Origin of the sequence: Rhodococcus sp. NPDC057529, from assembly GCF_042802055.1 — a bacterium.
GTDB lineage: Bacteria > Actinomycetota > Actinomycetes > Mycobacteriales > Mycobacteriaceae > Rhodococcus_F.
Map to the genome: position 1 here is coordinate 357163 of NZ_JBHVEY010000007.1, position 19729 is coordinate 376891.

17 protein-coding genes and 1 pseudogene are annotated in these 19729 nt (G+C 68.7%); 14 read left to right on the forward strand and 4 right to left on the reverse strand.

The window, feature by feature from the left end; translation table 11 throughout:
* Nucleotides 1–9 precede the first annotated feature (9 nt).
* From ACFU5V_RS16595 to ACFU5V_RS16625, 7 genes are all read left to right on the forward strand, one after another.
* A complete protein-coding gene (locus ACFU5V_RS16595) occupies nucleotides 10–1722 on the forward strand; it encodes a SulP family inorganic anion transporter (protein ID WP_378700650.1) in 1713 nt (570 codons plus the stop codon).
* Complete coding sequence (locus tag ACFU5V_RS16600) at nucleotides 1719–3062, forward strand: DUF1254 domain-containing protein (protein WP_378700653.1); 1344 nt, start codon at nucleotides 1719–1721, stop codon at nucleotides 3060–3062. Before ACFU5V_RS16595 ends, ACFU5V_RS16600 begins: the two co-directional genes overlap by 4 nt.
* Before the next feature lie 53 nt (nucleotides 3063–3115).
* The gene (locus ACFU5V_RS16605) at nucleotides 3116–4036 is read left to right on the forward strand and encodes a hypothetical protein (RefSeq protein WP_378700655.1); all 921 of its coding nucleotides are present in this window, start codon (nucleotides 3116–3118) and stop codon (nucleotides 4034–4036) included.
* 95 nt (nucleotides 4037–4131) lie between these two features.
* Complete coding sequence (locus ACFU5V_RS16610) at nucleotides 4132–5397, forward strand: aspartate kinase (protein WP_005248517.1); 1266 nt, start codon at nucleotides 4132–4134, stop codon at nucleotides 5395–5397.
* 2 nt (nucleotides 5398–5399) lie between these two features.
* Nucleotides 5400–6431: an aspartate-semialdehyde dehydrogenase gene (locus ACFU5V_RS16615; protein WP_087557241.1), complete on the forward strand. Its 1032-nt coding sequence runs from the start codon at nucleotides 5400–5402 to the stop codon at nucleotides 6429–6431.
* Between the two features lie 78 nt (nucleotides 6432–6509).
* On the forward strand, nucleotides 6510–7631 hold the full coding sequence (locus ACFU5V_RS16620) for an alpha/beta hydrolase family protein (protein WP_378700659.1): 1122 nt from the start codon (nucleotides 6510–6512) through the stop codon (nucleotides 7629–7631).
* A gap of 88 nt (nucleotides 7632–7719) precedes the next feature.
* Entirely contained in the window at nucleotides 7720–8385 is a 666-nt protein-coding gene (locus tag ACFU5V_RS16625) for a GAP family protein (protein ID WP_378700662.1), read from the forward strand.
* On the opposite strand, the gene ACFU5V_RS16630 is transcribed toward ACFU5V_RS16625, so the two are convergent.
* Nucleotides 8332–9252: a hypothetical protein gene (locus ACFU5V_RS16630; RefSeq protein WP_378700665.1), complete on the reverse strand. Its 921-nt coding sequence runs from the start codon at nucleotides 9250–9252 to the stop codon at nucleotides 8332–8334. The two genes, ACFU5V_RS16625 and ACFU5V_RS16630, sit on opposite strands and share 54 nt — an antisense overlap.
* A gap of 60 nt (nucleotides 9253–9312) precedes the next feature.
* Nucleotides 9313–10251 carry a formylglycine-generating enzyme family protein gene (locus ACFU5V_RS16635; protein ID WP_378432822.1) on the reverse strand — a complete coding sequence of 313 codons (939 nt, stop codon included), beginning with the start codon at nucleotides 10249–10251 and terminating at the stop codon, nucleotides 9313–9315.
* Between the two features lie 145 nt (nucleotides 10252–10396).
* On the opposite strand from ACFU5V_RS16635, the gene ACFU5V_RS16640 reads away from it, so the two are divergent.
* From ACFU5V_RS16640 to ACFU5V_RS16660, 5 genes are all read left to right on the forward strand, one after another.
* Nucleotides 10397–12187, forward strand: a complete 1791-nt coding sequence (locus ACFU5V_RS16640) for a multicopper oxidase family protein (RefSeq protein WP_378700669.1) — start codon at nucleotides 10397–10399, stop codon at nucleotides 12185–12187.
* A 92-nt stretch (nucleotides 12188–12279) separates the two neighbouring features.
* The gene (locus tag ACFU5V_RS16645; RefSeq protein ID WP_378700672.1) at nucleotides 12280–12873 is read left to right on the forward strand and encodes a TetR/AcrR family transcriptional regulator; all 594 of its coding nucleotides are present in this window, start codon (nucleotides 12280–12282) and stop codon (nucleotides 12871–12873) included.
* On the forward strand, nucleotides 12870–14360 hold the full coding sequence (locus ACFU5V_RS16650) for a flavin-containing monooxygenase (RefSeq protein ID WP_378700675.1): 1491 nt from the start codon (nucleotides 12870–12872) through the stop codon (nucleotides 14358–14360). Before ACFU5V_RS16645 ends, ACFU5V_RS16650 begins: the two co-directional genes overlap by 4 nt.
* The gene (locus ACFU5V_RS16655) at nucleotides 14357–16069 is read left to right on the forward strand and encodes a GMC family oxidoreductase (protein ID WP_378700678.1); all 1713 of its coding nucleotides are present in this window, start codon (nucleotides 14357–14359) and stop codon (nucleotides 16067–16069) included. The genes ACFU5V_RS16650 and ACFU5V_RS16655 overlap by 4 nt, the downstream gene beginning before the upstream one ends.
* Nucleotides 16053–16703, forward strand: coding sequence for a hypothetical protein (locus ACFU5V_RS16660; protein WP_378700729.1), 651 nt, complete (start codon nucleotides 16053–16055; stop codon nucleotides 16701–16703). Before ACFU5V_RS16655 ends, ACFU5V_RS16660 begins: the two co-directional genes overlap by 17 nt.
* Before the next feature lie 21 nt (nucleotides 16704–16724).
* On the opposite strand, the pseudogene ACFU5V_RS16665 reads toward ACFU5V_RS16660, so the two are convergent.
* Nucleotides 16725–17126, reverse strand: a pseudogene (locus tag ACFU5V_RS16665) (SRPBCC domain-containing protein); the annotation flags it as partial.
* Nucleotides 17123–17434, reverse strand: a complete 312-nt coding sequence (locus tag ACFU5V_RS16670; protein ID WP_087557252.1) for a helix-turn-helix transcriptional regulator — start codon at nucleotides 17432–17434, stop codon at nucleotides 17123–17125. The gene ACFU5V_RS16670 and the pseudogene ACFU5V_RS16665, both read right to left, overlap by 4 nt.
* A gap of 93 nt (nucleotides 17435–17527) precedes the next feature.
* Between ACFU5V_RS16670 and ACFU5V_RS16675 the strand changes: the two genes are divergently transcribed.
* Complete coding sequence (locus ACFU5V_RS16675) at nucleotides 17528–17986, forward strand: Fur family transcriptional regulator (RefSeq protein ID WP_378700682.1); 459 nt, start codon at nucleotides 17528–17530, stop codon at nucleotides 17984–17986.
* A gap of 57 nt (nucleotides 17987–18043) precedes the next feature.
* The gene (locus ACFU5V_RS16680; RefSeq protein WP_378700684.1) at nucleotides 18044–19513 is read left to right on the forward strand and encodes a catalase; all 1470 of its coding nucleotides are present in this window, start codon (nucleotides 18044–18046) and stop codon (nucleotides 19511–19513) included.
* Nucleotides 19514–19729: the final 216 nt, after the last annotated feature.

A 19729-nucleotide genomic window follows, 5' to 3' on the forward strand; every position in this document is an offset into this window, starting at 1 on the left:
GATGACGACGTGGTGAGTACCGTGACCGGCACCTGGCCGGTGTTCGGCTCGCTGCGGGACTACCAACGGGGGTGGATCAGGCCCGATGTGATCGCGGGCCTGACCGTGTGGGCGGTGCTGGTCCCGGAGGCACTGGCCTACGCGACCATCGCGGGGGTGCCACCGGTCGTCGGCCTCTACGCGGCGGTCCCGGCACTGATCCTGTACGCGGCGGCGGGCAGTTCGCGTCACCTCGTGGTGGGTCCGATGTCGGCGACCGCAGCCCTGTCGGCGGCGATCGTCGCGCCGCTGGCCGGTGCGGACGGCGGAAAGTATGCGGCGCTGTCCGCCGTCCTCGCGATCGCCACCGGGATCGCGGGGCTGCTGGCCGGTCTGCTGCGCCTCGGATTCATCGCCTCGTTCATCTCCGAGCCGGTGCTGAAGGGCTTCATCGTCGGCCTCGCCCTCACCATCATCGTCGGACAGGTGCCCGCGCTGTTCGGAGTGGAGAAGGAGCAGGGCAACTTCTTCGAACAGGCCTGGGGGGTGCTCACCCATCTCGGGGACCTGCACTGGGTGACGCTCGTCGTCGGCGGTCTCAGCCTGGTGGTGGTGCTCGGGTTCACACGCTGGCTGCCGCTGGTCCCGGGATCGCTGCTCGCCGTGCTCCTCGGGATCGCGGCGGTGTCGTTGTTCGGGCTGGACGACCGGGGCGTCGACATCGTCGGGCACATCGATCCGGGTCTGCCCTCGCTCGGTCTGCCGGCCGGAGTCGGGTTCGACGACTACGTCGACCTGCTGGGTCCGGCGGTCGGCGTGCTGCTGATCGGCTTCGCCGAAGGTCTCGGCGCCGCGAAGACGTACGCGGCGAAGGAAGGCTACGAGATCGACCCGAACCGGGAACTTCTCGGCCTCGGCACCGCAAACCTCGGTTCCGGGTTGTGCTCGGGAATGGTGGTCAACGGCAGCCTCTCCAAGACGGCGGTGAATGGAGGGGCGGGCGCGAAATCTCAGGTCAGCGGTCTCGTCGTCACCGCGCTGACCGTGGTCACGCTGCTGTTCCTCACCGGCCTCTTCGAGAACCTGCCCGAAGCGACCCTGGCCGCGGTGGTGATCGCCGCTGTCGTCGAACTCGTCGACATCGCCGCGCTCCGCAGGCTGTACGGGGTGTGGACGGCGCGGCTGGGCAGCATCTACGGCCACGCCGCGCGCGCCGACTTCGCGGCGGCTCTCGCGGCGATGGTGGGTGTTCTGCTCTTCGACACCCTGCCCGGGCTGGTCATCGGCATCGGCGTCTCCATGCTCCTGCTGCTCTACCGAGCCTCCCGTCCCCACGTCGCGGCGCTCGTGAAGGACGGGTCGCTGTGGGTGGACGCCGAACGTCACCCCGAACTGCCCTCCACTCCGCACGTGGTGGTCGTGCGGGTCGAGTCCGGATTGTTCTTCGCCAACGCCGATCACGTGAAGGACCGCATCGAAGAACTGTGCACCGACGACACCAGGACGGTGGTGCTCGACGCGGAGACGTCCCCGTTCATCGACGTCAGTGCGGCGCAGATGCTGGGGCAACTGCGGGACGCCCTGGAACGCAGGGGCGTCGACCTCCGGGTGGCCCGAGACATCGGCCAGTTCCGCGACACGATGCGCCGGGCGGACTCCCACACTTCACCCGTCGGTCTGTACCCGACCGTGCGGGAAGCGCTTGCCGATGTGAGCCGAAAACGGCCAGAGGAGGATTCGTGACCGTCAGCGAAGAATTGCAGGAACTCGCCGCGAAGGCGTGGGTGTACGGTTTCCCGCTGGTGTTCGATCTCGACCAGGTGAACCGTTTCGTGGCGGACGGGATGGGGAGCCTCGCGCCCGCACCGTTCAACACGTTCAGTCATGCCCGCACACTCGCCGGGCCGCGGGACACCTTCGTCTCGGTCAACAACGACACCGTCTACTCGATCGCCCAGATCGACCTCGGCCACGGCCCGCAACTGCTGCGGGTGCCCGACAGCGGCGGCGCGTACTACGTGCTGCAGTTCGTCGACGCGTGGACCGACAATTTCGCGTACGTCGGCAAACGCGCGACGGGAACGGCGGCCGGCCGTTATCTGCTGACCGGCCCCGGGTGGTCCGGCGAGGTCCCCGCCGGCGCGACGCGGATCGCGTTCCCCACGTCGGTGGGCACCATCGTCGGCCGCTGGGCCTGCGACGGCGAGGCCGACCTGGAGCGGGTGAAGGCGCTGCAGTCGGCCCTGACGTTGGAACCCGTCGGCGACCAGGCGCAGGCGGTCGGTCTGCCCGCACCCGACCCGAACGTCCCCGAGGACCTTCGGTTCTGGGAGAAGCTGCGGGTGTACTCGCAGGCGTACCCGCCCGCCGCGCAGGACCTGATCGCCGAGCAGATGTTCGCCCCGCTCGGATTGCTCGAGACCGGGGCGTCGCCGTACCTCGAGGCCCCGCCGGATCTCGCGTCCGTCCTCACGGCGGGCGCCGAGGCCGGGCACCAATCGTTGGTTGCCGCACTGAAATCGGGTGCCGGTGCGGCCGTCGTCAACGGCTGGCAGTTGATGTACCACGCCTTCGACTACAACGACGACTTCTTCGAGGTCGGCACCGTGAACTCACCCGAGTGGCGGATCGAGGACCGCTCGAAGGCACTGGGCCTGCGGGCCGGCGCCGCGATGGCGGGACTGTGGGGCAACCACGGCTACGAGGCCGCGTACGCGCCGATCTACCACGACAGCGAAGGCAACGAACTCTCCGGCGAACACACCTACACGCTCACGTTCGCGCCGACCCCGCCCGTCGACGCGTTCTGGTCGATCACCATGTACGACCTCCCGGAGTTCTTTCTCGTCGACAATCCCCTCGACCGCTATTCGATCGGCGACCGCACCCCGGGACTGGTGTTCGCCGACGACGGTTCGCTGACCATCACGCTCGGCGCCACCGCCCCGGCCGACCCGGTCGCCCGCGCCAACTGGCTGCCCACACCGGACGCCGGATTCCGGCCGATGCTGCGGATGTACAGCCCCCGGGCCGAGGTGTTCGACGGAACGTTCGAGATCCCGCCGATCGTGAAGACCATGTGATCCGGGAGGCAGTGAATCGGCGGTAGTGTTCGGGCCGATTCGAGGGGGATCGAGTGAAGAAAGTCGCCGCGGCGCTCCTGTGCGCCGCGATCACGTCCGGGTGTGCGCACACCGTCTCGGGAACTGCGGGGGCTTCCCCACGGGACGAGCTGAGTCCACGACAGCAGGAGCACGTCGCCGTCGAGGACGCGCTGCGCGGCGCCGATCCGTGCGGGCTGCTCGACGAGGCGGTGGTGCGGAGCGCCGGCGCGGTCCAGCAGTACGGGTCCGCCGTGCAATTGTCGGTGTGCTCGGCGCTGTTGACGCGGCCCGACGGCGTCACCACCTATGTGGAGGTGTCCCTGCTGCCGCCGGTGCTGTCCGATGCGGGCGCCGACCTGACGCGCGGGACGTGCGAGCGCGTCTTCCGGCTGAACCTCGGCACCGACCGCCGAGACGAGGACGGGCCGCGGGGGACCGTCCGCGCGGGAACCGTGGCCGGGCAGGACGCCTGCCCGCTGGTCGACGCGGTGCTGGACGCGGCGATCGACAGGATGCGGTCGGGGATACCCACCCGCGACGCCGGCTCCCCGGATCAGGTGGCGCTCGCCGTCCACGACCCCTGCGAAGTCCTCGACGTGCTGGGGACCACGGCGGGCGGACGCGTCGTCGATCCGGAGTCGCGGCCCGCCCCGTTCGACTGCGTCCTGTTCCCGAACCCGAATCGGGTGCCCGGGAGCGAGGTGACCGTGTCGTTCACGATGTCGCCGGTGAAGGAAAACAGACCACCCGTTCCCGCCGAGCCGGAGACGGTCGGCGACCGGTGCCGGTGGACGAGCCCGATGGGTGAGCCGATCGACATCACACGGCCCGGAGCGGGTGTCGACGAGTTCACCCGCAGGCTCGGCCATGCGAGTGCAGTCGTCACTGTTCACGGCCCGAACTGCGCCGCCGTGGCGAGGGTCGCGGACGCCGCGAACACGGCGTTCGGATAGGCCGCCGAACGGACTCACCCGGGATCAGATTGGACTCCGCCGGTAAGCTCGACAGCTGGACCAGTACAGATTCATCGACCTGGAGGTAGAAACGCGTGGCTCTCGTCGTCCAGAAGTACGGCGGATCCTCGGTGGCAACCGCCGAGAGAATCCGACGAGTGGCTGAACGGATCGTCGAGACCAAGAAGGCCGGCAACGATGTCGTCGTCGTGGTTTCAGCGATGGGGGACACCACTGATGAGCTGCTCGATCTGGCTCAGCAGGTGTGCCCAGCCCCACCCGCCCGCGAAATGGACATGCTGCTGACCTCCGGTGAGCGCATCTCCAATTCTCTCGTCGCAATGGCAATTCATTCGCTCGGTGCGGAGGCCCGTTCGTTCACGGGTTCGCAGGCGGGCGTCATCACCACCGGTGCTCACGGCAACGCCAAGATCATCGACGTCACCCCGGGCCGCGTCCGGGATGCGCTCGACGAGGGCTCGATCGTCCTCGTCGCCGGATTCCAGGGCGTCAGCCAGGACAGCAAGGACGTGACGACCCTCGGGCGCGGCGGTTCGGACACCACCGCGGTGGCCCTCGCCGCAGCCCTCGAGGCCGACGTCTGCGAGATCTACACCGACGTCGACGGCATCTTCACCGCCGACCCGCGCATCGTTCCCGACGCGCAGCGGCTCGAGACGGTGTCGTTCGAGGAGATGCTCGAACTCGCGGCGTGCGGCGCGAAGGTGCTCATGCTCCGCTGCGTCGAGTACGCCCGCCGATACAACGTGCCTGTGCACGTCCGTTCGTCATACACGACCAAGCCGGGCACCATCGTGTCCGGATCGATGGAGGACATCCCCGTGGAAGAGGCAATCATCACCGGAGTCGCGCACGATCGCGGCGAGTCCAAGATCACCGTCGTCGGCCTGCCCGACACCCCCGGTTACGCCGCGCAGGTCTTCCGCGCGGTGGCCGAGGCGGAGATCAACATCGACATGGTGCTGCAGAACATCTCGAAGGTCGAGACCGGCAAGACGGACATCACGTTCACCCTGCCGACGGCCGACGGCCCGCGGGCGGTCGAGAAGCTGACCAAGCTGCAGGGCGAGATCGGCTTCACGCAGGTGCTGTTCGACGACCACATCGGCAAGGTGTCGTTGGTCGGCGCGGGCATGAAGAGCCACCCGGGCGTCACCGCGACGTTCTGTGAGGCGCTCGCGAAGGCCGGCGTCAACATCGACCTCATCTCCACGTCGGAGATCCGCATCTCGGTGCTCGTCAAGGACGTGGAGCTGGACAAGGCCGTGAAGGCGATCCACGACGCATTCGAGCTCGGCGGCGACGAAGAAGCCGTCGTGCACGCAGGAACGGGACGGTAATCATGACCACCATCGCTGTCGTCGGTGCGACCGGACAGGTCGGCATCGTCATGCGCACCCTCCTCGAGGAACGCAATTTCCCCGCGGACAAGGTGCGGTTCTTCGCCTCCGCGCGGTCGGCGGGCAAGAAGCTGCCGTTCCGCGGCGAGGAGATCGTCGTCGAGGACGCGTCCGCGACGTCCGACGAGGACCTGAAGGGCATCGACATCGCCCTGTTCTCGGCCGGTGCCACGCTGTCCCGTGAGCAGGCCCCGCGCTTCGCGGCGGCCGGCGCCACCGTCGTCGACAACTCTTCGGCGTTCCGCAAGGACCCCGACGTGCCGTTGGTCGTCAGTGAGGTGAACCCGGAGCAGGCGAAGAACCCGCCGAAGGGCATCATCGCCAACCCCAACTGCACCACGATGGCCGCGATGCCGGTGCTGAAGGTCCTGCACGACGAGGCCGGTCTGCAGCGTCTCATCGTGTCGAGCTACCAGGCGGTCTCCGGCAGCGGCATCGCCGGTGTCGAGGAGTTGGTTGGCCAGGCCCGCGCCGTCATCGGCGACGCGGAGAAGCTGGTCCACGACGGCAGCGCCGTCGACTTCCCGGCCCCGAACAAGTACGTCGCGCCGATCGCGTTCAACGTGCTGCCGCTGGCCGGCTCGCTCGTCGACGACGGCAGCGGTGAGACGGACGAGGACCAGAAGCTCCGCAACGAGAGCCGCAAAATCCTCGGCCTGCCCGACCTGCTGGTGTCGGGCACATGTGTCCGGGTCCCCGTGATCACGGGTCACTCGCTGTCGATCAACGCCGAGTTCGAGCGTCCGTTGTCGGTGGAACGCGCGCAGGAGATCCTGTCGAAGGCTCCCGGCGTGCAGCTCGTGGACGTCCCCACCCCGCTCCAGGCCGCGGGCAGCGACCCGTCGCTGGTCGGGCGGATCCGTCAGGATCCGGGTGTTCCGGAGGGTCGCGGGCTCGCACTGTTCGTGTCCGGCGACAATCTGCGTAAGGGTGCCGCCCTCAACACCATTCAGATCGCCGAACTGCTCGTCTAGCTCCCCCCACGTGAGTGGCAAAGTGTGCTCCCGCACGCTTTGCCACTCACGTGTCGGTTGCGGGTGGATACTGGGCCGATGAGAGTGCTCGGGGCTGCGGTGGCGGCGGTTCTGCTGCTGCTCACCGGCGCGGCCGAGGTCTCCGCGCAGCCGCCCGGGATCCTGCTGACGCAGGAGCAGCTGCCCCCCGGTACGGTCCCCACCCAGGCGGGTGACAGCGTCCGGGTGCGGTACTCCACCCTCCGTACTTCCACCGCGACCGGTGAATCGACCGGATCGGTCTTCCTTCCCCACGGCGACCCGCCCGCCGGCGGCTGGCCGGTGGTGTCCTACGCCCACGGCACCGTCGGCGTCGCCGATCAGTGCGCACCGTCCGTCGCCGGGTTCAACTACGTCGAACTGCCCGCGATCGAGCAGTGGCTCGCCGCCGGGTACGCCGTCGCGGCAACGGATTACGCGGGAATCGGCACATCGGGTGTCAACGCCTATCTGGACGGTCCGGCGGCCGCCGCGAACGCCGTCGACGTCGTCCTGGCCGCACACGAGGTCTACGGTGACGTGCTCGCCGACCGGTGGATCGTCACCGGACTGTCGCAGGGCGGGCAGGCGACCTACTTCGCCGCCCGCGAGGCCACCACCCGGGCACCCGCGCTCGACTTCCGGGGAGCCGTCGCCGTGGCCGCGCCGACCCACCTCGAGCAGCTCTTCCCGGCCGCGGGTCCCGCCGTTCCGGCGCTGCCGACCACCGGAATCGTGAACTACACGCTGCTGACCCTCGCCGGTATCGACGACCAGCGTCCCGAGGTCGGCATCCGGCGCTACCTGTCGCCGACGGGACTCGACCTGATGGAGTTCGCGAAGGTGACGTGCAGCCGCGAACTCGGCCGGTACCTGCTCGCCCACCCCACGTCGGTCGGGGACCTGTTCGCGGCGCCGCTGTGGAACGACCAGTTCCGGGAGCTGTTCCGGGAGATGCAGCAGGTGCCCGTCGACGGTTTCGACCGTCCCCTGCGGGTGGTGCACAGCCTGTCCGACGCGTCGGTGCCGATTCCGTTGACGTGGGCGCAGCTCGCCGAGATGCGGCAGCACGGGGTGGATGTCGAATTCCAGCAACTCGTCGGTGAGGACCATCGCGGGTCGCTGATGGCGTCCATGCCGGGGTCCCTCGCGTTCGCCGCGCGCGTCCTGTCCCCCATGTGAGTGGCAAAGCGTCCCCGAGCACGCTTTGCCACTCACCTCACCCGGGACGTGCGAGGCGGACACGGGCGCCCGACCCTACGGTTCGGACATGGGCTCAGTCATCGGAGAACTGTTACCGCTCGCTGTTGGTGTCGCGATCTCGCCGATCCCGATCATCGCCGTCATCCTGATGCTGCTGTCGAAGCGTGCGGGCGGGGCGAGCGCGGGCTTCGGTGTCGGCTGGATCCTCGGCATCGTCGTCGCGACAGGGATCTTCGTGCTCCTCGCCGGCAGGGTCGACACGTCCGACTCCGACGGCCCTTCCGCGACGGCGTCGTGGGTGAAACTCGTTCTGGGTGTGCTGCTGCTCCTGCTCGCGGGACGGCAGTGGCGAAGTCGCAACGCCGACGCGGAACCCCCGAAGTGGATGCAGGCCATCGACGACCTGAATTTCGTGAAGTCCACGGGACTCGGATTCGCGCTGGCGGCGATCAATCCCAAGAACCTGCTGCTCTGCGTGTCCGCGGGCGTCGGGATCGGCACCGCGGGTGTCAGCGGCGCTGAGCAGGTGGTGGCCCTGGTGGTGTACACCGTGCTGGCCGGGTCGACGGTCCTCGTCCCGGTGATCGCCTACGCCGTGGCCGCCGACAGGATGCGCGGGACCCTCGACAGCCTCAAGGTCTGGCTGCAGTCCAACAATGCGGCCGTGATGAGCGTGCTGCTACTCGTGATGGGGGCCGTCGTTCTCGGTAAGGGACTCGGCGGCCTGTTCTGACGCGGCGGCGTCCGGTCCGCGCAGGTAGCGCCCGACGTAGCCCTCGTCGAGCGCGATGGCCTTGACGATCACCGCGGACCCCACGATCACGACGGACAGGACGAACAACCAGCTGATCGCGGTGAATACCAGGCCGAGCGGCCCGAACTGGTGTTGCGCGGCGGCGGTGATCCGGGGCAGCACGAGGCGTCCGCCGACGTGGAGGACGGTGAGCGCGGCGGCGGTCAGCATCCCCGTCGCCCAGAGCACGCGACCCTTGAGGGTGCCGATCGTCAACAGATACGGGCTGAGGGTCCACACGGCCATCCACACCGCGAACTCCCCGGCGACTGCGAGAGGTGGCCCGATGAACCGGACGTTCGTGAGCTCGCTGGCCAGGCCGATCGCCGTCCCCGACAGCGCGACGGCGAACAGGACGACGAGCCACCGCCAGGCGTCTCGGAGGTTGATCGACGGGACGTTCCAGATCTTGCCGTAGATCCGGGCGAGGGCCCGCGCGAAGGACGTGCCGCTGATCGCGATCATCAGCAGGCCGACGACCCCGAACGCGGCGAAGGAGGGGTTGGTGGTGTCGACGTCACCGGACGTCAGTTCCGTGGGGTCGAACCCGAACTGGGTCTTGATGGTGCTTGCGGTCACGTTCCAACTGCTCAGCGTCGATGCCGCGATCATCACGGGCAGCACGGACGTGAAGATCCTGGCGGCGAGTGTCATCGACCGGTCGACGAGTTCGATCTCGATCAACCCGTCGATGACGCGTCGAACCGTGCGGCCGGGAGGGGTGCCCTGCAACCAGCCGTTGGCCGTTTCGGTGCGCGCGGCCAGAGCTTCCCTGGCCAGCGCCACAGACAATTTCGTCGACCGCACACCTCGAGCGAACTCCGATCGGGCCCGCTTGTCATCATCCGCGTCAGGTGAGAAGCCCCGTCACGGGCGTCGGATGCACCGGAACCCGATGTGGCAGGTCGACGTCTCCTCGGTGTCACCCTGCCGGGCCGAGGGCCGGTAGCGGAGGCAGTAGTTGGGAGCGCAGAGATGCGAGCCGCCCTTGATCACGCGGCGCGCGTACGGCTCGTGCGGGTCCGGGGCGACGGAGGTGTCGATGCGAGGGTTCGCCGGAATGCAGCAGGAACTCGCCGGTGCCACGTTCTTGCCGCCCGCGGAGTGGTCTGCGGTGAAGTGGTCGCTGGTCCATTCCCACACGTTGCCGGCCATGTCGTCGAGTCCGTAACCGTTGGACCGGAAATGGCCGACCGGCGACGTCCCGGCGAAGCCGTCCTCGAGCAGGTTCTCCCACGGGAACCGCCCCTGCCACACGTTTCCGCCGGGCCTGCCGCCCGGTTCGTGCTCGTCACCCCACACGAACGGTTTCCGGTCCAGGCCGCCGCGGGCGGCGAACTCCCATTCGGCCTCGGTCGGCAGATCCTTGCCCGCCCACTCCGCGTACGCGCGGGCGTCGAACCACGACACGTGTGTGACGGGATGGCGTTCACGTCCACCGACGTTGCTGGCCGGACCCTCGGGGTGCCGCCAGTCCGCGCCCGGTGTGAACGACCACCAGCGGGTGAAGTCGTCGAGGGGCACGGGGCCGGGGGTCGGGGTGAACACCAGTGAACCGGGCACGAGCAACGCCGGGTCCGCGCCGGGGTACTGGGCGGGGTCGGGGGCGATCTCGGCGGTCGTGACGTGGCCGGTGTCCTTCACGAACCGCCGGAACTCGGCGACGGTGACCTGGTGTGAGTCCATCCAGAACCCGTCGACCGTCACCTGGTGGACGGGGCGTTCCTCGGGGTAGAAGTCCTCCGAACCCATCCAGAAGGTGCCCCCGGGGATCCATGCCATGTTCTTCGGCACTGCACGAGTCATGGGGTCAGACTCGCACGACGGCGGCCGCCGTGCGACGGTGCGCCCGTAAACCGGGTGCGAGCGCCGACGGGTGGGGTAGCGTCGGCTACTCGAGTCGGCTATTCCAGTCGCAGCGCTGGTCGCATCATGCAGGGGGCTCCACCGTATGGATGGACGAATTCCGCGTAGGTCGTTCGTGCGTGGTCTGGCTCTGACGGCCGGACTCGGCGCCGTCGGAGCGGGATCGGCGAGCGCTTATCCCTTCGGGATCGATCCGCTGCGGCCGTTCGTCTTCTCCTCGCCGCCGCTGCAGCCGTTCCGGGAACAGTTGCCGCCGTTGCCGATGCTGGGCGGTAGCGCCGTCGAGGTGCACGCGAGCAGCACGACGCACGCGTTCCACCCCGACCTCCCTGCCTCGCCCGCCCTCGGCTACGGGGGAATGGGCTACCTGGGCCCGACGATCGAAGCGCACGTCGGCGAAGGGACGTCACTGACCTACCGCAACGACATCACGAGCAACCCCCTCGCCGCCGACGTCGACACTCGGATCCACGGCGTGAGCGAGCAGGACCGCACCCAGGTGCCGACGTCGCTGCACCTGCACGGCGGCCGGACGCCCCCCGAGTTCGACGGACATCCCGAGGACACGATGCGCCCGGGGCAGGGGATGGTGCACGAGTTCCCGAATCGGCAGGACGCCTGCGCGCTGTGGTATCACGACCACGCGATGGGCGTCACCCGGCTCAACATCTATGCCGGGCTGGCGGGCATGTACCTGCTGCGCGACGAGTACGACACCGGCCGGACCGGCAACCCGCTCGGTCTGCCCGCGGGCGAGTTCGAACTGCCGCTGGTGTTGCAGGACAAGAACTTCACCGACGACGGACGGCAGAGCGTCCGCTCCAATCCGCTGAATCCGCAGGGCAGCTGGGAAGCCGCCACGCCCGGCGACGTGGGGGTGGTGAACGGCAAGGTGTGGCCGGAGATGCCGGTGGCGCGGGGGCTGTACCGGCTGCGGATGGTGAACGCCGCGTCGTTCAGCGTGTGGAATCTGTTCTTCGAGAACCGGATGAGGTTCTGGGTGATCGGCGCCGAGGGCGGGCTGCTCGACGCGCCCGTCCCCACCGACCACGTCCGCCTCGGACCGGGGGAGCGGGTGGACCTCCTCGTCGACTTCGGGTCCCTCGCCCCCGGGACGACGGTGGAACTGCGCAACGACGAGCCGATCCCCGCGCAGGTCGCGCAGCGCGGCGTGCAGATCATGCCGCAGTTCTGCCGGTTCCGGGTGGGGACCGCCGCCGGGTTCACCGGTGGCGTGCCGGAGACGCTGCGGGGCGGAAACCGGGGCCTCGCCGTGCTCCCGCCCGTCGCCCGGCCGTCGGTGGTCCGCAACGTGTCGGTGATGCAGCTCGCGCAGGGTCTGGGTCAGCCGTCGCCGCTGATGTCGCTGAACAACCTGCGCTACACGACCGACGACATCGAGATGCCCCGCCAGGGGACCGTCGAGCAGTGGAACATCGTCAACGTCACGCCCGAACCGCATCCGATCCACCTGCATCTGGTGACGTTCCGGGTGATCGGACGGCAGGCGATCGACACGAACGCCCTGATGCAGGCCGTCCCGGTACCCGCGGTCGGGGTGCGGTGGACGCCGTCGGCGGACCCGTTCGTTCTCGGGCCGAACCTGGCGCCGCAGGTGTGGGAGTCCGGGTTCAAGGACACCGTGATCGCGGATGCGAACTCGATCACCCGGATCATCGTCCGGTTCCCGACGGCGGACGAACTCGGCTTCGACCCGGACGCCACGTTCGGGATGTCGGCGGCGCACACGATGGATCACTCGGGTGGCGGCCACATGGAGTCGTCGTCGCATCCGCTGCAGGGGTACGTGTGGCACTGCCACATGCTCGACCACGAGGACCACGACATGATGCTGCGGTACCGCCTCGTGCCCTGAGACCTGTGAGTACTTGTTAACCGCCCGCGGTTAACAAGTACTCACAGGTGCATTTACAAGCAGTCTGGACTGTTTTCTTTTTTCCGCCTACAGTGCTGGGTGTGACACCTGACACAGCAGTAGCCAAAACGACCCGCACGCAGGCCGAGCGGACCGCGGCCATGCGCACGAAGCTGCTCGACGCGGCCGTCGACTCCCTGGTCGAGCTCGGCTACGCCCGCACCACGACGCAGGGCATCGCGCGCCGGGCCGGGGTGTCGCGCGGCGCGCAGTTGCACCACTTCCCGACCAAGGAGTCGCTGGTGGTGGCCGCGGTGGAGCATCTCGTGGACAAGCGGATGGAGGAGATCCTCGCCGCCGAAGTGGATGCCGGCCGCGGGATCGAGGTGCTCGCCGACGCCTTCTCCGGACCGCTGTTCTACGCGGCCCTCGAACTGTGGGTGGCCGCCCGCACCGACCCGGCCCTGTTCGAGGCGACGGTCCCGCTGGAGCGGAAGGTCACCGACGCGCTGCGTCGCGGGTCGGCGGAGGTGTTCGGCGATCGGTTCGACTCCGACGCCATCGAGCTCAGTATCGAATTGGTTCGCGGTCTGGCGGTGTCGGCACTGTTCCGCACCCCCGAGGCCGAACAGTCACTACGCGCGCGGCTGTTGCCCGTGTGGGAATCGAAGGTGGAGAAGTCGTGAATCTTCCGCAGCACGTACACACCCTGATCGTGGGGGCGGGTTTCGCGGGCATGGGCCTGGCGGCGCGCATCCTGCAGACGCAGCCGCAGGCCGACGTCCTGATCGTCGAGCGCGGCGACGACGTCGGCGGCACGTGGCGCGACAACACGTACCCGGGGTGCGCGTGCGACGTCCCGACCTCGCTGTACTCGTACTCGTTCGCCCCCAGCGCCGACTGGAGTCACACGTTCGCCCGTCAGCCGGAGATCCACCGCTACCTGAAGAAGGTCGCGGCCGACACCGGTGTCCGGTCCCGGGTGGTCACCGAGTGTGAACTGCAGGAGGCGCACTGGGACGACGACGCGGCCGTGTGGACGGTCCGGACGAGCCGTGGAATGCTGACGGCCGACGTCGTGGTGGCCGCAACCGGTGCGCTGTCGACGCCCAGCGTTCCGGACATGCCCGGGCTGGACACCTTCGGCGGCACCACGTTCCATTCGGCGACGTGGAATCACGACCACGACCTCACGGGTGAACGCGTGGCCGTCATCGGCACCGGCGCGTCGGCGGTGCAGTTCGTGCCCGAGATCGCGCCGGTCGCCGGGCACCTCACCGTGTTCCAGCGCACGCCCGCCTGGGTGATCCCGCGACTCGACCGTGCACTGCCGAACTCCGAGAAGGCCCTGTACCGGCGACTGCCGTTGGTGCAGAAGGCAGTCCGCGGTTCGGTGTACAGCTTCCGGGAAGCCCTGGGCGGGGTGCTCGCCCACGCCACCGGACTGCTGCCGGTGTTCGAGGCGGTGGCCCGGGTGCACCTCCGCCGGCAGGTGCGTGATCCCGAACTGCGCCGCAAGCTCACACCGAACTTCACGATCGGTTGCAAGCGGATGCTGCTGTCGAACGACTGGCTCCGGACCCTCGACCGTCCCGACGTCACGCTCGTCGACGCCGGACTCGCCGGGGTGACGGCGGACGGCGTCGTCGACGCGGTCGGCAACGAGCACAAGGTCGACACCATCATCTTCGCGACCGGGTTCACGCCGACGGAACCGCCGGTGGCGCACGCGTTGCGCGGTGCGAACGGCCGCACCCTCGCCGAGCACTGGGCCGGGAGCCCGAGTGCGTACAAGGGGACTACTGTCGCCGGGTTCCCCAACCTGTTCCTGATGTACGGGCCCAACACCAATCTCGGTCACAGCTCCATCGTCTACATGCTCGAATCGCAGTCCGCGTACATCGCCGACGCGTTGACGGCGATGCACCACAACGGAATCGCCGCGTTCGAGGTCACCGAGGAGGCGCAGCGCCGATACAACACCCGCATCCAGTCCGAACTGCAGACCACCGTCTGGAACAAGGGCGGCTGCTCGAGCTGGTACTACGACTCCGAGGGCCGGAACTCCGTCCAGTGGCCGACGTTCACCTGGAAGTTCCGCTCGCAGTTGCAGCGCTTCGACCGGGAGAACTACGTCTCCCGGCGCAGGGCGGCGAAGGAGATCGTCGCGTGACGCACTACGACGTGGTCGTGGTCGGCTCCGGTTTCGGCGGCAGCGTCGCGGCGCTCCGGCTCACCGAGAAGGGGTACCGCGTCGGTGTTCTCGAGGCGGGCAGGCGTTTCGCCGACGACGAACTGCCCGAGACGAGCTGGCGGTTGCGACGCTACCTGTGGGCGCCCTGGCTGGGCTGCTACGGCGTGCAACGGATCCACCTCCTCCCCGACGTCCTGGTCATGGCCGGCGCCGGGGTCGGTGGCGGTTCGCTGAACTACGCGAACACGCTGTATCAGCCGCCGCGCCGCTTCTTCGAGGACCGGCAGTGGCCGCACATCACCGACTGGCAATCGGAGCTGGCCCCGTACTACGAGCAGGCGAAGCGGATGCTGGGGGTGACGACCAATCCGTCGTTCACTCCCGCCGACGCCGTCATGCGGGAGGTCGCCGAGGAGATGGGCGCCGGTGCGACGTTCACGTCCACACCGGTGGGTGTCTTCTTCGGCGAGCCGGGGTCGCGGGTGGCCGACCCGTTTTTCGGCGGCGCGGGTCCCGACCGCACGGGGTGCACCGAGTGCGGGAGTTGCATGACGGGTTGCCGTGTGGGAGCGAAGAACACGCTCGTCAAGAATTACCTCCACCTCGCGGAGAAGGCGGGCGCCCGGGTCCATCCGCTGACGACGGTGAAGGAGTTGCGCCCGCGGCCGGGTGGCGGTTACGCGTTGCGGACCCGCCGCACCGACGGGATCCGCAGGCGGGAGCGCACGTTCACCGCCGACCAGGTAGTGGTTGCCGCAGGCACGTACGGCACCGCCCGGCTGCTGCTGGCGATGAAGGAATCCGGTGCGCTGCCACGGTTGTCGCCGAGGCTGGGATCGGTGGTGCGCACCAACTCGGAGGCGGTGCTCGCGGCAACGGCCCGGAACCGCGACACCGACTTCACGAAAGGCGTGGCGATCACGTCCTCGTTCCACCCGGACGACCACACCCACATCGAGCCGGTGCGGTACGGCAAGGGCAGCAACGCGATCGGACTCTTGCAGACCGTCCTCAGCGACGGCGGTGGCCGGACGCCGCGGCTGCTGAAAACGGTGGGCGTCGCGCTGCGCCGGCCCGGGGCGTTCGCCCGCAGCCTGTCGGTGCGGCACTGGTCGGAGCGCACCGTGATCGCGCTCGTGATGCAGACGGACGACAATTCGCTCGAGCTGGCCAGGGGGAAGGGCCGACTCGGGCGCACTGTCACCAGCCGTCCGGGTCCCGGAGATCCGCCGCCCGAATGGATCCCGCAGGGACACAAGGCCATCAGGAAGGTGGCCGCGCGGATCGGGGGAGACCCCGGCGGCTCGATCGCCGACGTCGTGAACATTCCGATGACCGCGCATTTCCTCGGGGGGTGCGCCATCGGGGACTCGCCGGACGCCGGGGTCGTCGACCCGTACCTGCGCGCGTACGGACACGACGGGCTGCACGTGGCCGACGGGTCGGTGGTGAGCGCGAACCTCGGCGTCAACCCGTCGCTCACCATCACCGCCCAGGCCGAGCGCGCATTCGCGCTGTGGCCCAACAAGGGTGAGGCCGACACCCGGCCCGAACCGGGCAAGCCATACGTACGTATCGCACCGTCACCGCCCCGGAATCCGGTGGTGCCCGCCGACGCGCCGGGCGCACTGCGGCTTCCGCTGACGGTCGTGAACCGAAGGGAGACGGTCGATGTGGAGCGTGCCTGAATCGACGACCGAACGCACCGACTGGCCCGAGAGCTCACCGCCCCCGTGGCCTGCGACCGTCCGCGCGACGCTGTGGTGGCACCGCAGCACCGCGGCCGCCCGCGCCCTGGGCCCGGACGGCGCCACCGTGCCGATGACCCTCGCGATGATGGTCGACTATCTCGACTCACCCGTCGGCCCCTATCGGGAAATCCTCGCCAGCCCGGTGCTTCGCGCGCCGGGACGTCGTATCGGTGTCCTGCCGCGCATGGCGGTCCCGTTCATCGCCGTGGATTCGGAACCCTCCGTGCATGGTGGACGCGCACACTGGAGGCTGCCCAAGGTGCCGGCCGACTTCGACGGCGACGTGCACGGTGACTTCGCGGCGTCGTCCGGGGCGTGGCGCGTCACCACGCGCACCCGGCCGCTCGGACCGCGGCTTCCGATCGCCGGGGCGCTGGGGTTCGCGCAACCGGGTGACGACGGTCGCGGTCTCGTGACGGCGTCCGCGCGGCTCCGCGGCCACTTCCGGTACGCCCGCGTGGACGTGGCGGCCGGCGGTCCCACGCTCGCCGACTGGCTGGCGCCGGGAACGCATCACGGCATCGTGATCACGGACGGCCGGATGATGACCGGTCCCGCGCGTAGGCGCTGACACCCGGGGGCGCTCTGCGATCTCCGCGGCGACGCCGGCGAGGCGGGGCAACACGGTGTCGCGCCAGCCCGGACCCATCCGCTCGAACGCGTCGCGGCTGCGCTTGTCGTCGAGGTCGAAGCCCGAGTGGTCGAGGAACAGGCGCGTGCCGGCACCCTCGGGAACGAGGCGCCACACCAGCGTCCAGTTCTCGGTGAACGTGTAGACGAAGCGCCGTTCGAGCTCGACCTCGACCACTTCGCAGGGGACGGCGCCCCAGCCGGGCATGTCGAGGTGGAACCGGTGCCCGACGGTCGCGGCGATGTCGCCCGCGGCCCACCAGCGGGCGAGCAGATCCGGCTCGGTGAGGGCGCGCCACACCTTGGCGGGCGGTGCGGCGATGAACTGGTCGACGGAGATCCGGGTGGTGGTGCGGTCGGTCACGAGTCCTCCTCGAGGAAGTCGGCGAGTGTGCGCAAGCGGTGACGCCAGAACCGCTCGAACGGGTGCAGCCAGTCGCCGACGTCGGCGAGCGGCTCGGCGGTGAGGTGGTAGTGCCGCTGTCGTCCGGACGGTTCGTCGCGGACGAGTCCGGCCCGGCGGAGCACCTGCAGATGCTCCGCCACCGCGGGGCGGCTGAGGTCGAACCGGCCCGCGAGGTCCCCGGCGGTGAGCGGTCCGTCCGCCAGGATTTCCAGCAGGCGTCGTCGCACGGGGTTGGCGAGGGCGAGGAAGACGTCGTCGTCGGGCACGAGGCGAGCTTATGTCGGGAATTCTCGACATGTCAACGATCCCCGACACGTCCTTTTCTTGACTAATTCCAAAAAGGCGCGATACTGGAACACATGCAACATGACACGGATCCCACAGCGCAGCTGCGCGGCGTGGGTCTCCGTGTCACTGCACCACGTGTTGCAGTGTTGAATGCGGTTGCCGTACGGCCGCATTCCGACGTCGACGACATTGCAGCCGTAGTTCGTGAAGAGCTGGGATCGGTCTCGACCCAGGCGGTGTACGACGTCCTCAAGGCGTGCACCGCCGCCGGTCTGCTCAGACGTATCGAACCCGCGGGATCGCCCGCACGGTTCGAAACCCGTACCGGAGACAACCACCACCACCTCGTGTGCCGCAGCTGCGGGACCGTCGTGGACGTGGACTGCGCCGTCGGCGAGGCGCCATGCCTCGACCCTTCGCAGGCCCACGGTTTCGAGATCGACGAGGCCGAGGTCGTCTTCTGGGGGCTCTGCTCACAGTGTCAGACCGACGCGCAGAGCGGAACCGGGCCGGCAGCAGCCCTGTCCTGACCGCGGTTCGTCCCCGCCGATACACCCTCACCCGATTGCAACCTGGAGGCTTTTGCCATGCCTGAAACACAGCGCGCGACCACCACCAACGCCGGGATTCCCGTCGCCAGCGACAACGAGTCGCTCACCGCCGGGGCTCAGGGTCCCATCCTGCTGCACGACCACTACCTCGTCGAGAAGCTCGCACAGTTCAACCGCGAGCGCGTCCCGGAGCGCGTCGTCCACGCCAAGGGCGCCGGCGCGTTCGGCGAACTGGTCGTCACCCACGACGTGAGCCGCTACACGAAGGCCACGCTGTTCCAGCCCGGCGCGAAGACCGACTCGCTGGTGCGCTTCTCCACCGTCGCAGGCGAGCAGGGCAGCCCCGACACCTGGCGCGACCCGCGCGGATTCGCCGTGAAGTTCTACACCGAGGACGGCAACTACGACCTCGTCGGCAACAACACGCCCGTCTTCTTCATCAAGGACCCGATCAAGTTCCCCGACTTCATCCACTCGCAGAAGCGGCTGCCCGGATCCGGCCTGCGCGACCACAACATGCAGTGGGACTTCTGGACGCTGCGGCCCGAGTCCGCGCATCAGGTGACGTGGCTGATGGGTGACCGCGGCATCCCGAAGACGTGGCGGCACATGGACGGCTTCGGCTCGCACACGTACCAGTGGGTGAACGCCGACGGCGAGCGGTTCTGGGTGAAGTACCACTTCAAGACCGACCAGGGCATCGAGTTCCTCACCCAGGACGAGGCCGACACCCTCGCGGGCACCGATCCCGACCATCACCGCGCCGACCTGTACGACACGATCGCCCGCGGCGAGTTCCCCAGTTGGACGCTGAAGGTCCAGGTCATGCCCGTCGACGAGGCCGAGGGCTACCGGTTCAACCCGTTCGACCTCACCAAGGTGTGGTCGCAGAAGGACTACCCGCTGATCGAGGTCGGCAAGTGGACCCTCAACCGTAACCCCGACAACTTCTTCGCCCAGATCGAGCAGGCGTCGTTCGAACCGTCGAATGTCGTTCCGGGAATCGGCTTCTCACCCGACAAGATGCTGCTGGGGCGGGTCTTCTCCTACGCGGACGCGCACCGGTACCGCATCGGCGCCAACTACGCGCAGCTGCCGGTCAACGCCCCGAAGAACCAGGTGAACTCGTACTCGCAGGACGGCGCGATGCGGTACGCCACCAATTCACCCGAGACCCCGGTGTACGCGCCGAACTCGTACGGCGGCCCGCACGCCGACGCGTCGCTCGCGGGCGACGAAGGCCTCTGGGCGTTCGACGGCGAGTCCGTGCGCGCCGGCTACGTCGAGCACGCCGAGGACGGCGACTTCACGCAGGCGGGCACCCTCGTCCGCGAGGTCCTGAGCGACGACGAACGCGACCGTCTGGTGAACAACATCGTCGGCCACGCACTCGGCGGGGTCAGCGAACCGGTTCTGTCGCGGGTGTTCGACTACTGGAAGAGCGTCGACCCCGACCTGGGCAAGCGAGTGGAAATCGGTGTCAGGGAAGGGCAGGGCCGGAGCTGATGTCGGTGGTGGGGCACGCTCAGAGCAGGCCCCACCAATAGATCAGCAACGCGAGAACGAATACCACCACAGTTTCCACGACGACCCTCCTTCGCCCGGCTGCACGCACCGCACGATTCCATCATCCCCCATGCCCTTCGGGCCCGTGAGTACTTCTCAACCGCCGGCGGTTAACAAGTACTCACAGGTGTGTGACGGGTGTGTCGGATGTTGTTG